This window comes from Geothrix oryzae, from assembly GCF_030295385.1.
Lineage (GTDB): Bacteria > Acidobacteriota > Holophagae > Holophagales > Holophagaceae > Geothrix > Geothrix oryzae.
The window spans coordinates 175755-194915 of sequence record NZ_AP027079.1; the positions used below are offsets into that span (position 1 = coordinate 175755).

At 65.9% G+C, this 19161-nt stretch carries 17 protein-coding genes; all 17 read right to left on the reverse strand.

Translation table 11 applies throughout. The features are described from left to right. Positions 1 to 198: 198 nt before the first annotated feature. The 17 genes from QUD34_RS00755 to QUD34_RS00835 all read right to left on the reverse strand — a co-directional run bounded on the left by QUD34_RS00755 (position 199) and on the right by QUD34_RS00835 (position 19015). Complete coding sequence (locus QUD34_RS00755; protein ID WP_286354674.1) at positions 199 to 1104, reverse strand: alpha/beta fold hydrolase; 906 nt, start codon at positions 1102 to 1104, stop codon at positions 199 to 201. A gap of 9 nt (positions 1105 to 1113) precedes the next feature. Continuing rightward, positions 1114 to 2127, reverse strand: a complete 1014-nt coding sequence (locus QUD34_RS00760; RefSeq protein ID WP_286354675.1) for a 3-oxoacyl-ACP synthase — start codon at positions 2125 to 2127, stop codon at positions 1114 to 1116. Between the two features lie 43 nt (positions 2128 to 2170). Beyond that, positions 2171 to 3478, reverse strand: a complete 1308-nt coding sequence (locus QUD34_RS00765) for an acetyl-CoA hydrolase/transferase family protein (protein WP_286354676.1) — start codon at positions 3476 to 3478, stop codon at positions 2171 to 2173. 38 nt (positions 3479 to 3516) lie between these two features. Next, positions 3517 to 4314 (reverse strand): alpha/beta fold hydrolase, encoded by a 798-nt coding sequence (locus QUD34_RS00770; RefSeq protein ID WP_286354677.1) that lies wholly within the window; start codon positions 4312 to 4314, stop codon positions 3517 to 3519. Positions 4315 to 4350: 36 nt separating this feature from the next. Then, positions 4351 to 5424: a branched-chain amino acid ABC transporter permease gene (locus QUD34_RS00775; RefSeq protein WP_286354678.1), complete on the reverse strand. Its 1074-nt coding sequence runs from the start codon at positions 5422 to 5424 to the stop codon at positions 4351 to 4353. Then, positions 5421 to 6443: a branched-chain amino acid ABC transporter permease gene (locus QUD34_RS00780; protein ID WP_286354679.1), complete on the reverse strand. Its 1023-nt coding sequence runs from the start codon at positions 6441 to 6443 to the stop codon at positions 5421 to 5423. The genes QUD34_RS00775 and QUD34_RS00780 overlap by 4 nt, the downstream gene beginning before the upstream one ends. Before the next feature lie 13 nt (positions 6444 to 6456). Then, complete coding sequence (locus QUD34_RS00785) at positions 6457 to 7194, reverse strand: ABC transporter ATP-binding protein (RefSeq protein ID WP_286354680.1); 738 nt, start codon at positions 7192 to 7194, stop codon at positions 6457 to 6459. After that, complete coding sequence (locus QUD34_RS00790) at positions 7191 to 7946, reverse strand: ABC transporter ATP-binding protein (protein ID WP_286354681.1); 756 nt, start codon at positions 7944 to 7946, stop codon at positions 7191 to 7193. The genes QUD34_RS00785 and QUD34_RS00790 overlap by 4 nt, the downstream gene beginning before the upstream one ends. An 85-nt stretch (positions 7947 to 8031) precedes the next feature. Then, the gene (locus QUD34_RS00795; protein WP_286354682.1) at positions 8032 to 9213 is read right to left on the reverse strand and encodes a substrate-binding domain-containing protein; all 1182 of its coding nucleotides are present in this window, start codon (positions 9211 to 9213) and stop codon (positions 8032 to 8034) included. A 117-nt stretch (positions 9214 to 9330) separates the two neighbouring features. Continuing rightward, positions 9331 to 10626: a porin gene (locus QUD34_RS00800; RefSeq protein WP_286354683.1), complete on the reverse strand. Its 1296-nt coding sequence runs from the start codon at positions 10624 to 10626 to the stop codon at positions 9331 to 9333. A 134-nt stretch (positions 10627 to 10760) separates the two neighbouring features. Beyond that, positions 10761 to 11555, reverse strand: a complete 795-nt coding sequence (locus QUD34_RS00805; RefSeq protein ID WP_286354684.1) for an SDR family NAD(P)-dependent oxidoreductase — start codon at positions 11553 to 11555, stop codon at positions 10761 to 10763. Between the two features lie 37 nt (positions 11556 to 11592). Beyond that, on the reverse strand, positions 11593 to 11910 hold the full coding sequence (locus QUD34_RS00810) for a hypothetical protein (protein ID WP_286354685.1): 318 nt from the start codon (positions 11908 to 11910) through the stop codon (positions 11593 to 11595). Between the two features lie 15 nt (positions 11911 to 11925). Next, positions 11926 to 13167: a thiolase C-terminal domain-containing protein gene (locus tag QUD34_RS00815; RefSeq protein ID WP_286354686.1), complete on the reverse strand. Its 1242-nt coding sequence runs from the start codon at positions 13165 to 13167 to the stop codon at positions 11926 to 11928. Positions 13168 to 13221: 54 nt separating this feature from the next. Continuing rightward, a complete protein-coding gene (locus tag QUD34_RS00820) occupies positions 13222 to 14214 on the reverse strand; it encodes a 3-oxoacyl-ACP synthase III family protein (RefSeq protein ID WP_286354687.1) in 993 nt (330 codons plus the stop codon). 255 nt (positions 14215 to 14469) lie between these two features. Continuing rightward, positions 14470 to 15105 (reverse strand): TetR/AcrR family transcriptional regulator, encoded by a 636-nt coding sequence (locus tag QUD34_RS00825; protein WP_286354688.1) that lies wholly within the window; start codon positions 15103 to 15105, stop codon positions 14470 to 14472. 167 nt (positions 15106 to 15272) lie between these two features. After that, complete coding sequence (locus QUD34_RS00830; RefSeq protein ID WP_286354689.1) at positions 15273 to 16730, reverse strand: glycoside hydrolase family 130 protein; 1458 nt, start codon at positions 16728 to 16730, stop codon at positions 15273 to 15275. Then, positions 16727 to 19015 carry a glycosyltransferase family 4 protein gene (locus tag QUD34_RS00835; RefSeq protein ID WP_286354690.1) on the reverse strand — a complete coding sequence of 763 codons (2289 nt, stop codon included), beginning with the start codon at positions 19013 to 19015 and terminating at the stop codon, positions 16727 to 16729. The genes QUD34_RS00830 and QUD34_RS00835 overlap by 4 nt, the downstream gene beginning before the upstream one ends. Positions 19016 to 19161 lie beyond the last annotated feature (146 nt).

Sequence of the window (19161 nt, forward strand, 5' to 3'; positions counted from 1 at the left end):
TGCCATCGGAGTTGCCGGGGGCGGACGGTGGCATGGGGAAATCCACGGTCCCGGGGCTGTTGGGTACAGGCACCCGGGGCGGCCTTTGCAGGCTGCCATCCGAACCTACGGCACGAAGTCGCCCGGGGTTACCGGCTCGATGTCAGCCCACTCGCCTCCGCCCGTCCCAGCTTCAACCGGAGACGCCTACCCCAGGGCTTATCCCAGGGCCTGCCGTAGCGCCGCCAGGAAGCGCTCGGGGGCCTCCTGCTGGGGGACATGCCCACAGCGTTCCAGCGGGAAGAGCTCGACATCGGGCAGGGCCGCCCGCATGCGCTCGGCGTAGGCCAGGGGCATCAGTCCATCCGAGACACCCCAGATCAGCCGCACCGGAACCTGGATGGTGGCGAGCTGGGCCTCGGTGAGTGCCCAGGCCCCCATGGTGGGGGTGGTGGCCACGAAGCGGGCGAAGGGCCCGCTTCGGGAGCGGCGCACCAGATCATCCAGGACATGGTTGGGGATGGCGGGACTGCTGGCATCCCGCAGCCGGGCCATGGTCTCGCGGGCCTCCTCACGGGTGGCCGGCAGCATGCGCACGCTCGCATCGGTGCCTGCCAGGGGGCCGCCGTTGACGGCGACGATCCGTTCCACCCATTCGGGGTGCCGGGTGGCCAGCACCATCGCCATCCAGCCGCCCAGCGAGTTGCCGATGAGGGTGACCGGACGGCCCTGGGCCTGGCTGGCGATCACGGCCTCCAGTCCACCCACGATGTCCGAGGCCTGGATGGGGCCCGTGACGGGGGCGCTCTCGCCGTGGCCCGCGAGGTCCGGGATGATCAGGGTGTAGTCTGTACCGAGGGCCCGGACGGACTGCAGCCAGGTCCCGGCCTGGTGACCGGCGCCGTGCAGGAACACCAGCAAGGGCCCCGTGCCCCCCACGAAGACAGTCTGGGGGCCCACCGGCGAGGGGACGACGCACTTCTCCAGGCCGGCCCGGCCCAAGGCCCGCCGCGTGCCCCAATCCAAGAGTTCCAGCGGCCGCTTGAGCATCAGCCAGCCGAAGGCGAGAACGATGATGAGCAACGCGCCCAGCGCCAGGGCACCCAGGATCCATCCCAAAAACATGTGACCTCCCTACTCCGAATACGGGCCCCACTGGATGGTGGTGGCGGCCCAAACGAACCCGAGTCCGGCGCCCACGAACACCAAGCGGGAGCCGTCGTGGATCTTTCCGTCCCTCAGCCCAAGCTCAAGCGAGAGCACTTGGTCGTTCTGGCCCAGATGGCCGTACTCGTCCAGGTAGGTGCTCTGGTCTTGCCGGAGGCCCAGCTCGGCCAGGACCGCATCGTGGGCGCTGCGCTTGAAGTGGAGGATGGCGAGGTAGTCGAGCTCCCGCTCCGACAGGCCGGACAGCTTCAGCGATTCGCGGATCACGGCGTAGAAGTTGGGCATGGTCACCTCGCCCAGCTTGGCCTTGAAGGCCGGCTCGTCCGGCACCACGAAGTGAGCCCGCGCCAGATCGCCGGATGCAGGGGGCCAGGCCTTGGAACCCAGGGCCGGCACGATGCACATCTCGGACAGGGAGCCATCGCCGCGGAAGGCCGAGGCTAGGATGGCGTTCCGGCCGGCATTCTTCTTCAGCACCAGGGCGGAGCCGCCGGAGCCGATGTCGAGCATGAACCGGGTCTCGGGCACGGCCGGGTCGATGAGGTCGTTGTTGCGGTAGCCCGAGACGAGGAGAACGGTTCCCAGCTCGGGGTGCGTGGTCATGAGGGCCTTGGCCACATCCAGGGCGGCCATCATGGAGCCGCACATGGCCTCCATGTCGAAGCTCCAGGCGTTCTTTGCGCCGATCTGGTTGGCCACATAGAGGCCGGCCAGCCAGCAGGGGTAGTCCTTGTGCTGGGCGCCGCACCAGATCACCAGATCCACGGCGCCCCCCTCGATCCCGGCGCTGGCCAGCGCTTTGTTGGCAGCGGCCAGCCCCATGAAGGCCGTGGTCTCGCCGGGCCCGGCGATGGGCTTGCCCTTCACGCCGAACTTCAGGGCGATGACCTCCTCGGGGATGCCGGTGGCAGCGGCCAGATCCGCGGCCGTCACCCTGCCCGAGGGGATCCAGTTTCCGTACCCGATGATGCCTACATGCATGGCACACGCTCCATTCAAGATTGAGTTGAGACGCCCAGCCTGGTCACAGGTAGCCGAGCTTCCGGGCCTGCTCGATGAGCTCGGCGCGGAAGTCCGGGTGGGCGATGCTGATGAGCTCCTGGGTCCGCTCGCGCACGGTCCGGCCGCGCAGCCGCGCCACGCCATGCTCGGTGACGACATGGTCCACATGGGAGCGGTGCAGGGTCACGGCCGAGCCCAGGGGCAGCGTCGGGGTGATGGTGGAGACGGTGCCGTTCTTGGCGGTGCTGTAGCAGGCGATGATGCTCTTGCCCAGGCCATCGAAGCCGGCCACCGCCCCCTGAGCCGTGTCGGACTGGCCGCCGGTGCCCGAGTACTGGCTGGTGCCGATGGATTCGCTGGCCACCTGCCCCGTGAAATCCACCGAGATGCAGGTGTTGACCGAGACCATCCTGGAGTTCTGCGCGACGATGGCGGGATTGTTCACCCAGCTGCCGCGCTGGAACTCCACGGCCACATTGTCGTCCAGCCAGTCGTAGAACTTCCGCGAGCCCATGGCGAAGGTCGTAAGGAACTTTCCCGGCTTCAGCGCCTTCCGGGCGTTCGTGATGACGCCCATCTGGTAGAGCTCCATCATCGAATCCACAAGCATCTCGGTGTGGACGCCGAGGTCCTTCTTGCCCTTGAGGGCGAGGGCCGCGGCGTTGGGGATGCCGCCGATACCCAGCTGGAGGGTGGAGCCGTCCTCCACGAGGTCCGCGATGTAGGCGCCGATTTGGAGGTCGGTCGCGTTGGGTACGGGAGCGGGCAGGGAGGGAACTTCCTGGTCGTGCTCGACGAAGTAGTCCACCTCGGATACATGGACCTGGGTGTCGCCGAAGGTCCGCGGAAGGCGCGGGTTCACCTCGAGGACGACCAGGCGGGCGTGGTCCATGATGTCCTTCTCGTAGGTGATGCCCAGCGAGAGGGAGACGAAGCCGTGCTTGTCCGGCGGCGTGCAGGTGCCGAAGAAGATGTCGGGCCGGTGGGCATGGATGCGATCCGTGGCCGCGCGGTGGAGCATGTTCGGCACATAGGTCACGGTGCCCGTACCGGCCTTGAGGGCGGCGCGGGAGCCCGGCGCGTGGAACCAAGAGGCCAGCTCAAAGTGGCCCTGCATCTCCTTCTTCATGTAGAAGTCGTATTCCTTGAGGGTCAGCACCGAGAACACGCGGACATTCCGCACACGGTCCCCGACGATGTGGAAGCGCGACATGCAGCCCTGGGGCTCCGAGGCGCACTGGGCGACGATCACATCGTTGTCGCTCTGAATGTGGGAGACGGCCTCGTCGATGGTGATCCGCTTGCTGCGGTAGATATCCTGGGCATTCATGGCAACTCCTGAAAGATACCTGGGGCTTCCCGGTGCGCTCACGCGGCGTGCTTGGCCAGGAAGCCGAGAATGAGGGTGTTGACCTCTGCCGCCCGCTCCACGACGACGACATGGCCGGCCCCTGCGATCAGGTGGAACTCGGCTCCGGGAATGGCCCGGTGCATGATCTCCCCGTACTTCCGGGGCTTGAGGAGATCGAGCTCCGCCGAAACGATGCAGGTGGGCACCTGGATGCGGTGCAGATCCGAAGTGATGTTGAACTTCTGGAAACTCTCGATGAGGCGTACGGCGGCGGGCAGGTCGAGGGCGGCGTACCGGGCCTCGGCCAGGGGGACCAAGTCGGGGCGCTCCGTCAGGAAGGCTTCGGAGTAGACATCGGCGTAGATGAGTCGGAAGAAGGCCTGTCCGTCGCCGAGCTGGGCCGCCAGCCGCCACCGCTCCACCATGGCCGCGCACAGCGCATCACTGTGGGAAACCGAGGCGATGATCACCAGGCTGCGGCAGCGCTCCGGATGCCGGAGGCCCATGAGCAGGTTCAGCTCGCCGCCGTAGGAGGTGCCGACCATGTGGGCCGGGCCGAGCTTCAGGGCATCCATCAGGGCCGCCAGGTCCGCGGCGTGCAGCTCCAGGGAATACTCGCCCTCGGGGTGCCCGCTTTTGCCCTGGCCTCGCATGTCGTAGGCCAGCACCCGGTACCGTCGGGCCAGCTCGGGCAGCTGGAATCCCCAGGCGGCCGTGCTCATGAAGATGCCGTTGTTGAGCACGAGGAGCTCGCCGGATTCGGGACCGTGGAATTCGTAGTGGAGATCAACGCCGTTGGCGCGCAGGTGGGGCATGGTGGATCACCTCCCGGAGATCCGAAATGTCGGGAATCAGGCCTTGGCGCGGGCCTTGGCCCGGAGCTTCCCGACGATGCCGGTGGGGAAGCGGTAGACACTCAGGACGAAGAGGATGCCGAGCCAGAGCAGCCAACGGTCGGGGTGGAGGAGGTCTCGCACCAGGGGCACCTTGCTCATCCCCTCGCTGGCCAGCTTCATCAGATCCTGCAGGTAGTTCTGCACGATGATGAACAGCGTGGCCCCCACCACCGAGCCGTAGAGGGTGCCCATGCCGCCGATCACCACCATGAGCAGGATGTCGATCATGATCTCGAAAGAGAGCGAGGTGTCGGGGCCGTTGTAGCGCAGCCAGAGGGCCAGCAGGGCGCCCGCCAGGGTGGCGAAGCAGGCGGAAAGGACATTCGAATAGGTGCGGTACACCACGGTCCGGTAGCCCAGGGCCTCCGCCCGGAAGGCATTCTCGCGGATCGCCTGCAGCACGCGGCCGAAGGGCGAGTTGACGATGCGGAGCATGAGGAGGAAGAGCACCAGCATGACGGCCACCAGCAGGTAGAAGGCGATCAGGCGCCCGTCCAGGGATACGCCCAGGAAGGGGTGCTCCGAGAGGGAGAAGCCCGGCGACAGCAACTCCGGGACTTTGAAGGTGAGTCCGTCTTCGCCCCCGGTGAAGTCCGATAGCTGGGAGGCGAAGGTCTGAAAGGCCGTCGCCACGGCCAAGGTGATCATGGCGTAGAACATGGCCTTCACCCGCAGGCTGAACAGGCCGATCAGCAGGGACAGCACGAGCGAGAGGAGGAGGGCTGCGGCCACACCCACCGCCACGCCGGTCCAGGTGGGCCCCATGCGGTTCAGGGCGATGGCGACACCGTAGGCGCCGATGCCGAAGAACATGGTGTGGGCGAAGGAGACGATGCCGGTGTAGCCCAGCAGCAGGTCGAAGCTCGACACCAGGACGATGAAGATGCAGATCTTGGCGGCGACATTCAGGGCCTTGGCCCCGGGAAAGGCGAAGGGGGTGAGCAGGAGCCCGGCCAGGATGGCCAGCAGGAGCACCGCGAGCACGCGGCTGCGGGGCAGGTCACCGGAAAGCAGACGGCTGAAGATCATCGCTTCCCCACCGGATAGAGCCCCTCAGGTCGCCACATCAGGACGATCACCATCAGGAGGATGTTGGAGAAGAGGGCCACCTTGGGGGCGAGGAAGCCGGCGTAGTTCGCCATCAGGCCCACCAGCAGGGAGCCGATGAAGCATCCGCCCACGGAGCCCATGCCGCCGATGATGATGACGATGAAGAGCAGCACATTGATCTGGCCGCCCATCTCGGGCGTGACGGTCTGCTGGTAGAGGCCCCACATGACGCCGCCCAGGCCCGCCAGGGCGGACCCCGCCACGAAGACGCCGATGAACAGCCGGCCGATGCGGTAGCCCAGGCTCTCCACCATCTCGCGGTCCTGCACGCCGGCCCGGATCAGGAGGCCGACCTTGGTGCGGCTGAGCACCCAGAACATCACGGCGAACACGCAGAGGCCGATGACCACGGAGATCAGCCGGTACTTCTCCACGGCCGCCTCGCCGAACAGCAGGGAGCCGCGGAAGGCCACCGGCAGGGGCAGCGGGATGGCCTGCGCCCCCCAGATGACCTTGATCAGCTCGACGCCGACAATCATCCCGCCCATGGTGATCATGATCTGTTTCAGGGGCTGGCCGTAGACCGGCCGGATGATCAGCCGCTCGAAGGCGAGACCCACGCCCCCGGCCACCGCCATGGCTGCGGCCATGGCCGGCAGCACGGCCAGGAGGTTGCGGGCCAGGGATTCGCTCTCGGTCCAGCCGGTCATGCGGCCCAGGACCGAGGTGGCGAGGAAGGCCCCGAGGGTGATGAACACGCCGTGGCCGAAGTTGAGCACATCCATGAGGCCGAAGACCAGGGTCAGGCCCGAGGCGATGATGAAGATGATCATGCCCATGGCCAGGCCGGCGAAGGTGAGCGTGACCCAGGTGGAGAAGGATCCGGTGAGCGGGATGGCTACGAGGGCCAGCACGGGGAGCAGCAGCAGCGGGATCCGGTCCGGACGCACCGTCGGCAGCGCGTCCAGGGCCAGGGTTGAGGGGGTGACAGCGTTCATCGGCGGTTCCTCATCACTGATGGGCCGCGAGGGAGAGGCCCAGCAGGCGCTGCTGCAGGCCCTCGTCCCCGGCGAGGTCGGCCATGGTGCCCGCATGCACGATGCGGCCGCCGTCCATCACGGCCACCTTGTCTCCAAGCTGGCGGGCGAAATTGAAGTTCTGCTCCACGAGCAGGATGGTGGTGTCGGTCTGCTTGAGCTCGCGGAAGGCCGCGATCATGTTCTGGATGATGGCCGGCGCCAGGCCCTTGCTGGGCTCGTCGATCAGCAGGAGCTGGCGCGGCTCGATGATGGCCCGGGCCACCGCCAGCATCTGCTTCTGGCCGCCGGAGAGCAGCCCGGCAGGGTGCTGCCAGAAGCGCTTCAGGGCCGGGAACAGGCCGAAGACCCGGTCCAGGCAAGCGGTGTCGATGTCCTCGACGCGCTTGGCGCCCCGGGCGGCGAGGAGCATGTTCTCGCGCACGGTCAGGTCGCCGAAGATCCCCATGTTCTCGGGGACATAGGCGATGCCCCGATGCGCGATCTCCGGCGTGCTGAGGGCGCCGATCTCCGCGCCGTCGAAGCGGATGGCTCCGGAGGAGGCGGGCCAGAGGCCCATGATGGTGCGCAGGGTGGTGGTCTTGCCGGCGCCGTTGCGGCCCAGCAGGACCGTGAGCTCCCCGCGGGCGACCTGGAGGTCCACCCCGTGCAGGATGTGGTAGGCGCCGATGTGGGTGTGCACTCCGTCGAGCTGCAGCAGGGGTGCGCTCATTTCGCCACCTCGATTCCCAGGTAGGCTTCCTGGACGATGGGCGAGGCGATCACCTCGGCGGGCTCTCCATCGGCCACCAGGGCCCCGTTGTGGAGCACGATGATTCGGTCGGCCAGCTCCCGCACCACATCCATCTTGTGCTCGACCAGCAGGATGGTTTTGTCCCGCCGGGCCTTGAGCGAACGGATCAGGTCAAGGATCACCGGCACTTCGTCCACGCTCATGCCTGCCGTGGGCTCGTCGAACATGAAGATGTCGGGTTCGAGAGCCATGAGGATGGCCACCTCCAGCTTGCGCTGATCGCCGTGGGGCAGGGCGGCCGCGGCAAGGTCCCGCTTGGCCGTGAGGGCCACGGTCTCAAGCACCTCCTCGGCGCGGCCGGTGAGCTCGCGGTGGCTGCTCCAGATGCTCCAGAGGTTGAGGCCCACCCCGGCCCGCGACTGGACGGCGAGGCGGATGTTTTCCAGGACGGTCAGATTCGGGAAGAGGTTGGTCAGCTGGAAGGCCCGGCCGATGCCGCGGCGGCTGCGCTGCGGGGCGGAACAGCCGCTGATGTCCTCACCATGGAGGAGCACGCGGCCGGCGGTGGCCCTGAGCTGTCCTGAGATCAGGTTGAAGTAGGTGGTCTTGCCCGCGCCGTTGGGGCCGACGATGGCGGTCAGCGTGCCAGGCGCGAAGGCGCAGGACACGGCGCTGACGGCCACATGGCCACCGAAGCGGATCGTGAGGTCTTGCGTTTCCAGGGCGAACATGAGGGTCACTCGAAAGGGGGCGGAGGTCGGGGAAGGCGGCCGGGTCCGGCCGCGCCCCGAAGGACGCGACCGGACCCGGAGGGCTTCAGCGCTTGTTGGTGATCGGGATCTGCATGTCCTCGGCCTTGATCTCACGCACCAGCTCAGGCACGGCCCAGGCGACCTTGGGATCGACCTTGATCTTGAAGTGGTACATGGTCTGCATGGCCTGATGGTCTTCCTTGCGGAAGGTCATCTTGCCCTTGGGGGTCTCGAAGGACATGCCTTCCATGGTGGCGATGAGCTTCTCAGTGCTGGCATCGCCCTTGGTCTTCTTGAGGGCTTCCACCACCGCGAGCCCGGCCGACATGCCACCGGCCGTGAAGAAGTCCGGCGGCGCGTTGAAGCGCTTGAAGTGCTCTTTCACCAGCCATTCGTTGATCTTGTTCTTGGGGATCTCGTAGTAGTAGTAGGCGGAGCCCTCCAGGCCGGGGAAGGCCTTGTAGGCCGCCAGCGCTGGCAGGATGTTGCCGCCGGTGGCGATCTCGATGCCGAAGCGCTTGGGATTCAGATCGGCGATCTTGAAGGGATTGCCGCCGCCGGCCCAGTTGATGAAGATGATCTTGCGGCCAGGCAGGTTCTTCAGCTTGTCGAAGAGCCGCTGAGCTCCGGCGGTGAAGTCGGTGGTGGTGGCGGGCAGGTACTCCTCGTGCACGAGCTTGGCCTGCTTGAGGGCGCCCCGGAAGGCCTTCACGAAGTCCTTGCCGAAGGCGTAGTCCTGGGCCAGGGTGGCGATGTTCACGCCGGCCTTGTCCAGGGCCACGGCATTGGAGATGGCGTCCTGGGACGAGTTGCGACCCGTGCGGAAGATGAAGCGGTTCCACTTGTCGCCGGTGATGGAATCGGCCACGGCCGGCTCCACCAGCAGGATCCGCTTGTATTCCTCGGCCACGGGCAGCATCGCCAGGGCGGCACCCGAGCTGGTGGGGCCCACGGCCAGGGCGACCTTGTCATCGGCATAGGCCGAGGCCAGCTGGGACTTGGCCACATCCGGCTTGCCCTGGGTGTCCTTCTCGACGACTACCAGTTTGTGGCCGTTGACCATCATCGTGCCGCCGGTGGCGTACTCCAGGCCCATCATCAGGCCGGCGTGGGTCTGCTTGGCGTAGGCTTCCAGCACGCCCGTCTTATCGTAGACATGGGCGATCTTGATGTCCTGGGCCACGGCGAGTCCTGTGCCCAGAACCGCCGCGGCGAGGCCGCTCATGAGGGTTCGTCTGAGTTGCATGGTGTCTCCTTGGGTTTCGGTGAAGCGGGACGCCAGCCCCCCCGGGGTCCAGCGTCCCTTGATCCAGCTTGGGGGCGGTAGGATGCCTGGGCAAAGCCCCGGTCACCCTCCTCCAGGCTAGAACCAGTAGTTGATGTTGAAGCCGATCTGGCGCCAGTTCTCGCCGGTCACGGAGTTGGTCGTGCCGCCGAGCGAGGAGCCGGAGAGGAAGGGCGTGTAGTGGGCCTTGGCCTCGTTCTTGATCGCGGTGTAGAAGACACCGATGAACGCCCGCTTGGTCATGGCGTAGTCGTAGCCGAGGTTCAACTGCGTCGCGCCCGTGTCCGCGCGGGAGGAGGTGTCGCCGGCCTTGGAGTAGGTCAGGTAGACCGCGTGATCGCCCCAGCCGTAGGAGATGGGAACCTCAAAGACGGAGCGCTTGGCGGCCTCGGAGGTCGCGACGGTGCCGATCACGGCGTTGTCGATGGAGGTGTTGTCGTAGACGACGCCCACCTTCAGGTTGATGGGGAACTTGTAGGACACGCCGGCGCGAACAGCCTGGAGATCCTGGGGTCCGGCGTACCCGGCGGCGGTCACCCCGCCATTGACCTTCTTGTCCAGGTAGCTCAGAGAGGCCGAGATGGGGCCCTTGTTGTAGCGGGCACCTGCGTAGATGGTGCCACCGGCATTGTAGGCCCGCGTGAGGTAGCCGGCGGTGCCGGGGACGGCGGTCGGTGCGTTGACCGTGTACTTGAGCTCATCCCCATCGGGGTTCTTGCTGTAGGCCAGGGAGAAATCGAAGCCGCTGTAGTTGATGGAATTGAAGCGGATCACATTCCTGGAGCGGGTGTTGCCCAGGGTGAAGCTGCTGCCCACGGCGGCGCCCGTGGTCTTGTTGATGGGGGTGACCTGGTCGAGCATGTTGAAGGTGCCCAGGCCGTTGTCATCCCAAATCCGGTAGCTCTCGCCGGGAGCCTCGAGGGAGGGGGCCAGGTAGCCGACGGAAATGGTATCGGTGTAGTAGAGGGTGGACTTGCCGAACATGAGCGATCCGTAGGGGGAGGAGATGCCGCCCCAGGTGTCGCCATCCGCCCAACCCGTGATGTTGCCGCTGTAGAGGGTGGTGCCGGGGAAAGCCGGGTCCACGGGGCGCACATCAGCCTGGAAGCGGCTCTCGATGCGGAAGATCACATTCCAGCCGTCCGTGATCTTGGAGGTGCTGCTGATGATGACGCGGGAGGTGTTGTCATCCAGGCGCAGTTCCTTGCCCATGCCAGGGCGCGCCGTGTTGGTGACCTCGCTCTGCTTCACTCCGACGGCGAGCAGGCCCGAGAGCGTGATGTTGGTTCCGGCACCCACCTGGAGACCCTGGCCCCAGCTGGGCAAGGCCGCGAAGGCCGAAGCGGCTGCAACGACAGCGAAACGAATGTTCATGACCTGTCCTTTATGTGAGTGATGGAAGGGGCGCTTGGCCCACGATCCAAGGGGTTAGGGAGGAAGAAAAGGGGAGAGTTGCGGGGTGACGGGTCTGGCTGAAGTCCGGCACCTGCTCGAGGGCAGGGAGATGCTTACTTGGCGATCCCCTTCGGGTAGCAGAGGCCGCCGGTGATCTCGATGGTGGTGGCATTCAAGGCCTGGTTCTCGACGCAGTAGCCGATGAGGGAGGCGATCTCCTCGGGGGCCACCAGGCGGCCGAGGTGCACATCCTCGAGGATCGCCTTCAGGGCATCCTGGTTCATGCCCGTGAGCATGGGCGTGGCGGTGTAGCCGGGGGCGATGGCCACGCAGCGGATGTTGCGGATCCCGCGCATGAGGAACTCGCCCACGATGATCTTGGGCATCAGGGCATCCGCGACCTTGGCCGAGGAGTAGTTGAGCTGGCCGACCTGACCCGCCTTGTTCACGGAGGAGATCGGCACCAGCAGGCCCTCCCAGCCGCCGTTCACCATGGCCTCGGCGGCGTCCCGCATGGTGAGGAAGGTGCCCGTGAGGTTGGTGTCGATGACGGCCTGCCACTTGGCGAGGTCCAGCTTCTTGGAGACCTGGCCCGTCTCCTTGTCCAGGCTGAGCATCGTCCCGTCCCGGATGATGCCGGCGCAGGAGACGGCGATGTTGAGCTTCCCGAAGGCCTCGATCGTGCCCTTGATGTACCGGGCGGTGTCGGCCTCGCTGGTCACGTTGGCCTGGATGCCGATGGCCTCGCCGCCCATCTCTTTGATGTCCTTGACCACGCGGTCGATGTTCTTCTGCGCCATGTCGACCACGGCGACCTGGGCGCCCTGCTTGGCGAGGTGCTTCACCACCGCCTCGCCGATGCCGTTGCCGCCGCCCGTCACGAGGGCCACGCTGCCTTTGATGTCCATGTGAATCGTCCTTATGAATGGAGGGAATGGAGCCGGATCAGAGCTGTTTGGGGCAGGACACGCTGTCCTTGTTCCAGTAGATGAAGTTCGGGTGCGTGACATCGGGGCCGACGATCTTCAGGTCCCCGATGGTGCTGGGGTGTGCCACATCGGGGCCCACCGACTTGATGCCGACGGGGAAGATGGTCTTGACCAGGGTCAGGGCCCGGGCGGCCGCTTCGGCTTCGGCCAGGCCTGCGAAGAGGCCGGCTCCCACGATGGCGCTGGAACCATTGGGCAGGGCGTAGCTGATATCCCAGCGATCGCCCCGGGGCTCGACCGTGAAGGTCATGTCGTTGTAGGTGAGGGTGGGCATGGTCGGCCTCCGTCCCTACAGCTTCTTCAGAACGGTGACGCAGTTGGTGACGGCGGAGCCTCCGACATTGAAGGCCACGCCGATGTCGGCCTTCTTGGCCTTGACGCCGATGGGCTCGCCGATGAGCTGCTTGTAGATCAGGGCATGCATGGAGGCCCCGGTGGCGCCCACGGGATGGCCCTTGGATTTCAAGCCGCCGGAGAGGTTGATGGCCACCTGGTCATCCCGCGTGAAGCGGCCATCCAGGTAGTCGTAGCCGCCGCGGCCATCCATGGAGAGGCCGAGCGCCTCGGTGGAGAGGATCTGGTTGATGGTGAAGCAGTCATGCACCTCGGCCAGATCGATGTCGGCGGCGGTGATGTTGGCTTCCTTGAAGGCCTTGGCCACGGCATCCTTGCCGGCCATCAGCTCATGCATGTTGGGGCGCACATTCTCCGGCAGGCGCTCGGCAGAGTGGCCGATGCCGGCGATCTCCACGGCGCGGGCCTTGTTGGTGACATGGGCGGTCTGCGTGATGACCAGGGCGGCGGCGCCGTCGGTCACCAGGGAGCAGTCGTGCAGGCGGAGGGGCGCGGCGACCATCATGTTCTTGCACTTGCCCTTCGCATCCAGCTCATTGAGCTTCATGACGGCCTCCACCGTCGCGGGGCCGTTCTGGATATGGGCCAGCGGGTTCTCGGCGCCGTTCTTGTAGCAGAGCGCCCCGGCGGTCCAGAGCATCTTCTCCAGTTCCTCGTTCGGGATCTTGTAGTGCGCCTGGTAGCCCTTGGCATACTCGGCGAACAACATGGGGAAGGACATGCCCCGGGAGCCTTCGCTGGGCCAGTGCGAGCAGCAGGCCAGCACATGGGTCATCTGGGGCGTCGGCAGCAGGTTCATCTTCTCCACGCCGATCACCAGCACATGCTTGGCGCGACCGGCCTCGATGGCATAGACCGCGTCGTAGAGCGCCACCGAACTCGAGGCGCAGGCGCACTCGCAGCGGGTCATGGGCTTGAAGCGCAGGGCCGGATCGATCTCGGCGGCCAGCGGCGCCACATGCTCTTGATTGATGAAGGAACCCGGGGAGCAGGAGCCCACATAGATGGCGTCGATGTCCTTGGGATCCAGCCCCGCGTCGGCAATGGCGCCGCGACCGGCCTCGACCAGCAGGTCGTAGTAGGACTTGGTGTCGGTGAGTAGACCCGTGGCCTTGTCCTTCTTCACGAAGGCGCCGAACTGGGTGTTGTAGGCACCGATGATGCTTGCTTTGCTCATGACCACTGTCCTTTCATGCTTGGAATGGTTGGCCCGACTTCCCCCTCTGGGGAATCAGGGCATGGTGAAAGCCACGGCCGCCTGGTTGTAGCCCACCCCCGAGCCGACCAGCACGAGCCGGTCGCCGGAGCGGAGCTTTTTCTTGGCGAGGGCGTCGTCCAGGGCCATCGGAAGACAGGCTGAGCCGGTGTAGCCCCACCCTTCCATGATGGTGTGGGTCTTCTCCATGGGCAGTCCCAGGTCCGCCATGACCAGATCGATGGAGGGCTTGCGCACTTGGGTGAAGAGGATGAAATCAATGTCTGAGAGCGTGAACCCGCTATCGGCCGCCAGCTTGCGCACCAGGCGGGGCCAGCCTTCGTGGTTGATCTCGGGCGGGTAGCGCTCGAGCATCTTCACCGTCGTCCGCCCTGCGGCCACCGACGCCACGGAGGCGGGCTCGTAGGTGCCGCCGGAGAAAAGGCCCCAGTACTTGTGGTAGGCCCCGCCCGCCTGCGCCGCCGCGCCGATGAAGCCGGGACGATCCGAGGCCACCAGCACCACTGCGCCGGCGCCGTCTCCGTAGAAGAAGTTCATGGGATCGTCGGGGGAGGCCAGCTTGTGCATCAGGTAGGCGCCCACCACCAGCACGACCTTGATGGCCGGGTTGGTGGCGATCCAGCCGGCTCCCGAGGCCAGGGCCGTGGGAAAGGAGGCGCAGGCGCAGCCGATATCGAAGGTCCCGGCGTTCACGGCGCCCAGCTTGTGCTGCAGGACGACCGAAGTGGCGGGGGTGATGTAGTCCGGCGAGTCCGTGCCGAGGATGATCAGGTCCACATCTTCGGGACGCAGGCCCGCCCGTTCCAGGGCCAGCTTCGCGGCCGGCAGGGCCAGATCCGAGGTCGCCCAGCCCTCGGGGACATGCCACCGGCTGCGAATGCCCGAGGAAGCCTCCATCTGGTCCACGAAGTCGGGGATGTGGGCGAAGCGCTGGCGAAGCTCGTCGTTGGTAACCTCAATCTCGGGCAGATAGCAGCTTGTGGATGCGATCGTCGCGAATCGGTTCATGGGTCCTCTCGGGGCCGTGCGGGCGAGTAGGGGCGGGCAGAGCGGTGCGGTTGAAATTAAAAAACGAACGGTCGGTCGGTTTTTTTAGAAGATTCCTCTTCGGCCGTACCCGTGTCAACGGGAAACATGAAATGGTTTCCATCGTGTGACGCAGGTCTCATTTCTTGCCCCGCCCGTAGAGGCAAACCTAATAAATAGGCGACTTGAGTCAGGAGCTGACTGCCCCTTGAACCCACGGTGCCGACGGATGGGTGGTTATTTCTCTGGATCCGGTGGTCTCAGGAAGCCCCGACGGAGAATTTTGGAGATCTCCTTCAGGGCTGCGGGGGTTCCCTGGCCCAGCTGATCGGGGACCCCGAACAGCACCTCCACGGCGAAGTACTGGAGGAAGACCCGGCTGGCCAACATGAGCGCGGTGGTGGGATCCAGTCCAGGTGCCAGCTGATCCTTCAGCTGATCGCCGGGGAAGCGCCGGTTCAGGAAGGTCTCGAACCGGCTCGACATGCCCGCGTAGAACTTCCGGATGTGGGTGCCGTCGAACTCGACCACATCCACATAGATCAGGGCCACATGCCGACGGTAGGTCGTGACGCTCTCCCGGGCGGCCTCGGCAAGGGCCTCGAGATCATCCGGGAAGGCCCCTGCGGCCAGCGCCTTGTTGAAGGGAAACTCCGGCGTGTCGATGGCTTCCCAGTATTGGTCGAGGAGCGTCCTGAACAGGGTCTCCTTGTCCGGGAAGTGGTAATAGACATTCCCCGTGGACACTCCCGCCGTCTCGGCAATCTCCCGGATGCTGGTGCCCCGATAGCCTTGCTTCGAGAAGAGCTGGAGGGCTGCCTCCAGGATCAAGCTGCGGCTTCGTTCGGACTTCTCCCCCTGGGTCAGTTTCAACCGATCGCTCCTTTGGGGAGATTACGGGCAGGAGGGAGCCGGGGTCAAGGTTGGGGAAGACCACTTCTTCGCCCCCATGAGTGAAACTTATACGGTTCGTCCCTGCCGATGACGAAGGGGCAGCCAAAGTCCGAAGAGCACTCTCCAACGGGAGGGGCCCTGCTGCCTCAGGCCTTCAAGGCGGTCAGCAGCTCGTCCAGGGGAACGCTGACGATGGTGGTGGCACGGTCGCTCATGGCGAAGGGGAGGATGAGCTCGCGGCCGTGCACCATGGATCCGCAGCTGTAGACGACATTGGGGACATAGCCCTCGCGGCCGACGCCCTCGGGCCCCAGGAGGGGCTCTCGTAGACGGCCGATGACCCTGGTCGGATCCTGCAGGTCGAGCAGGGCCGCACCGATGCAGTATTTGCGCATGGGACCGACGCCGTGGGTCAGGACCAGCCAGCCGGCCTCGGTTTCGATGGGCGACCCGCAGTTCCCGATTTTCACGGACTCCCACATTTCCGCAGGCCGGAGGAGCACCTTCGAGTCACTCCAGTAGTGGGGATTGTCCGAAAACATGATGAAAAGGTTTTCGTCGTCCTGCCGGGACAGCATGGCGTAGCTGCCGTCGATCTTCCGGGGGAACAGCGCCATGCCCTTGTTCTGCACGGCCGTGCCACTGAGGGTCAATACCTGGAAATGAAGGAAATCCTGCGTTTCGATGAGCTGGGGAAGGATGGCGTGTCCGTTGTAGGCCGTATAGGTGGCGTAATACATCACGGAGCCGTCGTCCTCCACCATGCGGACGAAGCGCGCATCCTCGATGCCGTTGCTCTCGTTCGTCGAGACAGGAAAAATGACGCGCTCGCTCATGGCGAGCGTCGGCGCGAAGTTCATCTCGTAGTTGGAGTCGGCGAGCCACTGGATGCAGCGAAGGGCGTTCTTCAAATCCTGCGTCAGCGGCCGGGTCTCGCGGCGGATGGCGAGGAGGCTGCGGTTCAGGTCGCTCCGGGTGAAGCGGTCCGCCAGCGGCGCCATCACGGCTGTGGTGTGGCCGTTGTCGAATCCCATCTCGTGCAGCTTGACGATGAAGGCCGTCTTCTTGTAGCTGGGGTTGGGTGCGATCTCCGGCAGGGAGACGAAGCGCGAAACGGGGTCCAGCCGAATGCCGCCCTCGGCGGCGATGAGGCCGGTGCGGAACTCGATGGAGGACACATGCCCCTCGCCGGTGGCGCGCAGGCTCATGATAAAGCGCAGGGCGCCCGTGGGCACGCCGCTCTGGTCGGGGTGGGCCACGATGGAGGGGTTGAAGAGCGCCGCGGATTCCAGCGCGTATTCCCCGGAGAAGAGCGCGCCGATGAGGAGCTTGCGGGCGTGGGAGAGCGGCCGCTGCGTGAAGATATGGGGCAGCACCCGATCGTAGTTCGCCAGCAGCGGGGTCTCGATGTCGAGGTGGCGGGAATCGAACTCCGCGAGGACGGTCTTGAGGTCCCGCTCGGTCTCCTCCTCGCTCAGGGCGAGGGCGCGGCCGATGATGGTGGTGACCCGGTGGGAGCTGGACGGGATGAAGGGCCGGATGATGACCCGGGCGCTTTCGGGAACGAGCATCGTCTCGTGGCGGCGGAGGGGAATAGGGGTCATGAGGCATTGTCCGGCAGGGCTTCGATCGAATGTTCGGCAAAGTTCATTTCGGCCAGCGAAAGGTGGAAGGCCAGCGTGGATTCGGCCCCCTGGTTCTCACTGACCCGGTCCTGGTGCAGCCCATCCCCGCAGCCTCCGCTGCTGGAGTCATAGAGGGGAAGGCCGAGATCATTGCGCCCGAGGAACCATTCGAAGGCGCGCTTGGCTTCGCGGAGCCACGATTCGTCGCGGGTGACCCGATGGGCCGCGAGGCAGGCGGAGACCATCGCCTGGGCCTCCACCGGCTGCTGGTCGAAATAGGCATGGGCGCCATCCCGCTCATAGAAGCCGTTGCAGCCGATGGGCCGGAAGTGGCCGGACTGCGTCTTCTGGATGGAAGCGAGCCAACGCAGGGATCTGAGCCCGATCTCCAGGGCCTCCGGGTGGGAAGTCGACGGGCCGCCGAGGATGAGGGCCTGGCAGAGGCGGGCATTATCGTAGGTGGCCTTCGACTCGAACCACGGCCAGTTCTCGGTCGCGCAACCCTTCCAGAGGCTCACGAGCCTGTGCACCAGGCCCTCGCGCAGCGCCTTCACCTCCGCGTGGTCCGGGAAGGCCTCCAGGTATTCCTGGATGCCGAGCAGGGCGAAGGCCCAGGCCCGGGGCGAGGAGAAGGCCTGGACTGCGGGGAACCCGTGCTCGAAGAGATGGGCGGATAGCCGCCGGTGGCCGGCGTTGCGGGAGCGGCCGGCCCCCGTGCCAACGGCCCACAGGCCCCGGGCGTGGCTGTCTTCGCTCCCCGCCTCTTCCAGCCAACTCCGGCCGTGGCTCATGAAATTGCGGAACCGGCCGGTCCCGCGATTCATGGCGGCGGACAGGAAGGCCAGGTAGCTTGTGGCCAGGCGGTCGAGGTTTTCGGAGGGCGGCCGGTCTCCGAGCTCATCCAACAGGTTGCACAGGATGAAGGCCCGCGCGTTGTCGTCGGTACAGTAGCCCTCGTGGTAGTTCGGCACATTGAAGGACGCGTGCTGGATGATGCCGGTGGCATCGCTCATGCGCACGACATGATCCAGCCGCAGCGGAGGCAGGTCATAGGGCCGGCTGGCGAGCGTCCAGTTGGCGAAGGCCGATCGCGGCGCGGCCCGCCGCTCCGTGCGGGCGCACTGGAAGGCCTCGAGGTACCGTTGCGCCACGGCGGACCAGATCATCTCGCGCCCGAGCCCGTAGGCCTTCTCCCGGGTCCGCCTCAGGCGGTCCGGGTCATCGAGGAAGGCGCACACGCCCTGGGCGATGGCCTGAGGGTCGCGGAAGGGGACCAGGATCCCTCGATCCTCCGCAAGCAGTTCCTGGGCGTGCCAGTAGGGCGTGGAAACCACGGCCTTGCCCGCGCCGAACACATAGGCGAGGGTGCCCGAGGTGATCTGCGCCTCGTTGAGGTAGGGGGTCAGGTAGATGTCCGTCGCGCCGATGAACTCCTTGAGGTCCTCCAGCGACACGAAGCGATTGTAGAAGATGACATGGTCCTTCACGCCGCGGTCCTCGGCCAAGCGCTCCAGGCCCAGGCGGTAGCTCTCTCCGTCGCGGGCGACCAGGTGGGGGTGGGTGGCACCCAGCACGAGATAGACCACATTCGGATGGCGCTTCACGATCTCCGGCAGGGCTTCGATGGCATATTCGATCCCCTTGCCGGGGCCGAGCAGGCCGAAGGTGAGCAGCACCGTGCGCCCTTCGACGCCGAACTGAGCCTTGTAGAAGCTCGAGTCGAGGTAGGGCATGTCCGGGATGCCATGGAGGATGATCTCCACCTTGGCGTCGGGCGCCCCGTAGGTTTCGCGCAGGATTTCCGCGCCCTTCCGGGCCATCACCACCAACCGGTCGCTGCGTCGGATCAGCTCTTCCATCACCTTTCGCTGGGCCGGATTCGGATCGCGCAGCACGGTGTGGAGCGTGGTGACCACGGGCATCCGGACTTCCTTGAGGAGGGCCAGCAGGTGGCTGCCGGCGGGCCCCCCGTAGATGCCGAATTCATGCTGGACGCAGAGGACATCGGCGTTGTTGAAGTTCAGGAAGTCGGCGGCGCGCCGGTAGGAATCCAGATCCTTCTCGTCCAATTCGAAGCGCACGCGGGGAGGGTAGTCGTAAGCTTCGATGCGGTCGTTCATGGCCCCGGCGTAGCACTGCGAGGCGGGCGCGGCGGCGGCCACCGCCTCGCAGAGGTCATGCGTGAAGGTGGCGATGCCGCAGAGCCTCGGGAGATAGCCGCCCAGGAAGGCGATGCGGGGCGGGCGGGGTGGGGTGGCATCCATCGAGCTTCCTCCTTCAGGCGGGCTGAAGCCGTTCGGGCGGTTGCCCATTCCGGGCCGCGCGGGGGGGCCCGCCAAGACTCCGTCGGGCCCCGCGTGGATGGCGCAGGCCATCCCCTGCTTGGTTCGTGGCCGGAACCAGCTTGGCG

What these genes read in the sequence shown, in the direction of transcription:
- QUD34_RS00755 (WP_286354674.1), bottom strand. Translation starts at nt 1,104, where the DNA reads ATGTTTTTGGGATGGATCCTGGGTGCCCTGGCGCTGGGCGCGTTGCTC.
- QUD34_RS00760 (WP_286354675.1), bottom strand. Translation starts at nt 2,127, where the DNA reads ATGCATGTAGGCATCATCGGGTACGGAAACTGGATCCCCTCGGGCAGG.
- QUD34_RS00765 (WP_286354676.1), bottom strand. Translation starts at nt 3,478, where the DNA reads ATGAATGCCCAGGATATCTACCGCAGCAAGCGGATCACCATCGACGAG.
- QUD34_RS00770 (WP_286354677.1), bottom strand. Translation starts at nt 4,314, where the DNA reads ATGCCCCACCTGCGCGCCAACGGCGTTGATCTCCACTACGAATTCCAC.
- QUD34_RS00775 (WP_286354678.1), bottom strand. Translation starts at nt 5,424, where the DNA reads ATGATCTTCAGCCGTCTGCTTTCCGGTGACCTGCCCCGCAGCCGCGTG.
- QUD34_RS00780 (WP_286354679.1), bottom strand. Translation starts at nt 6,443, where the DNA reads ATGAACGCTGTCACCCCCTCAACCCTGGCCCTGGACGCGCTGCCGACG.
- QUD34_RS00785 (WP_286354680.1), bottom strand. Translation starts at nt 7,194, where the DNA reads ATGAGCGCACCCCTGCTGCAGCTCGACGGAGTGCACACCCACATCGGC.
- QUD34_RS00790 (WP_286354681.1), bottom strand. Translation starts at nt 7,946, where the DNA reads ATGTTCGCCCTGGAAACGCAAGACCTCACGATCCGCTTCGGTGGCCAT.
- QUD34_RS00795 (WP_286354682.1), bottom strand. Translation starts at nt 9,213, where the DNA reads ATGCAACTCAGACGAACCCTCATGAGCGGCCTCGCCGCGGCGGTTCTG.
- QUD34_RS00800 (WP_286354683.1), bottom strand. Translation starts at nt 10,626, where the DNA reads ATGAACATTCGTTTCGCTGTCGTTGCAGCCGCTTCGGCCTTCGCGGCC.
- QUD34_RS00805 (WP_286354684.1), bottom strand. Translation starts at nt 11,555, where the DNA reads ATGGACATCAAAGGCAGCGTGGCCCTCGTGACGGGCGGCGGCAACGGC.
- QUD34_RS00810 (WP_286354685.1), bottom strand. Translation starts at nt 11,910, where the DNA reads ATGCCCACCCTCACCTACAACGACATGACCTTCACGGTCGAGCCCCGG.
- QUD34_RS00815 (WP_286354686.1), bottom strand. Translation starts at nt 13,167, where the DNA reads ATGAGCAAAGCAAGCATCATCGGTGCCTACAACACCCAGTTCGGCGCC.
- QUD34_RS00820 (WP_286354687.1), bottom strand. Translation starts at nt 14,214, where the DNA reads ATGAACCGATTCGCGACGATCGCATCCACAAGCTGCTATCTGCCCGAG.
- QUD34_RS00830 (WP_286354689.1), bottom strand. Translation starts at nt 16,730, where the DNA reads ATGACCCCTATTCCCCTCCGCCGCCACGAGACGATGCTCGTTCCCGAA.
- QUD34_RS00835 (WP_286354690.1), bottom strand. Translation starts at nt 19,015, where the DNA reads ATGGATGCCACCCCACCCCGCCCGCCCCGCATCGCCTTCCTGGGCGGC.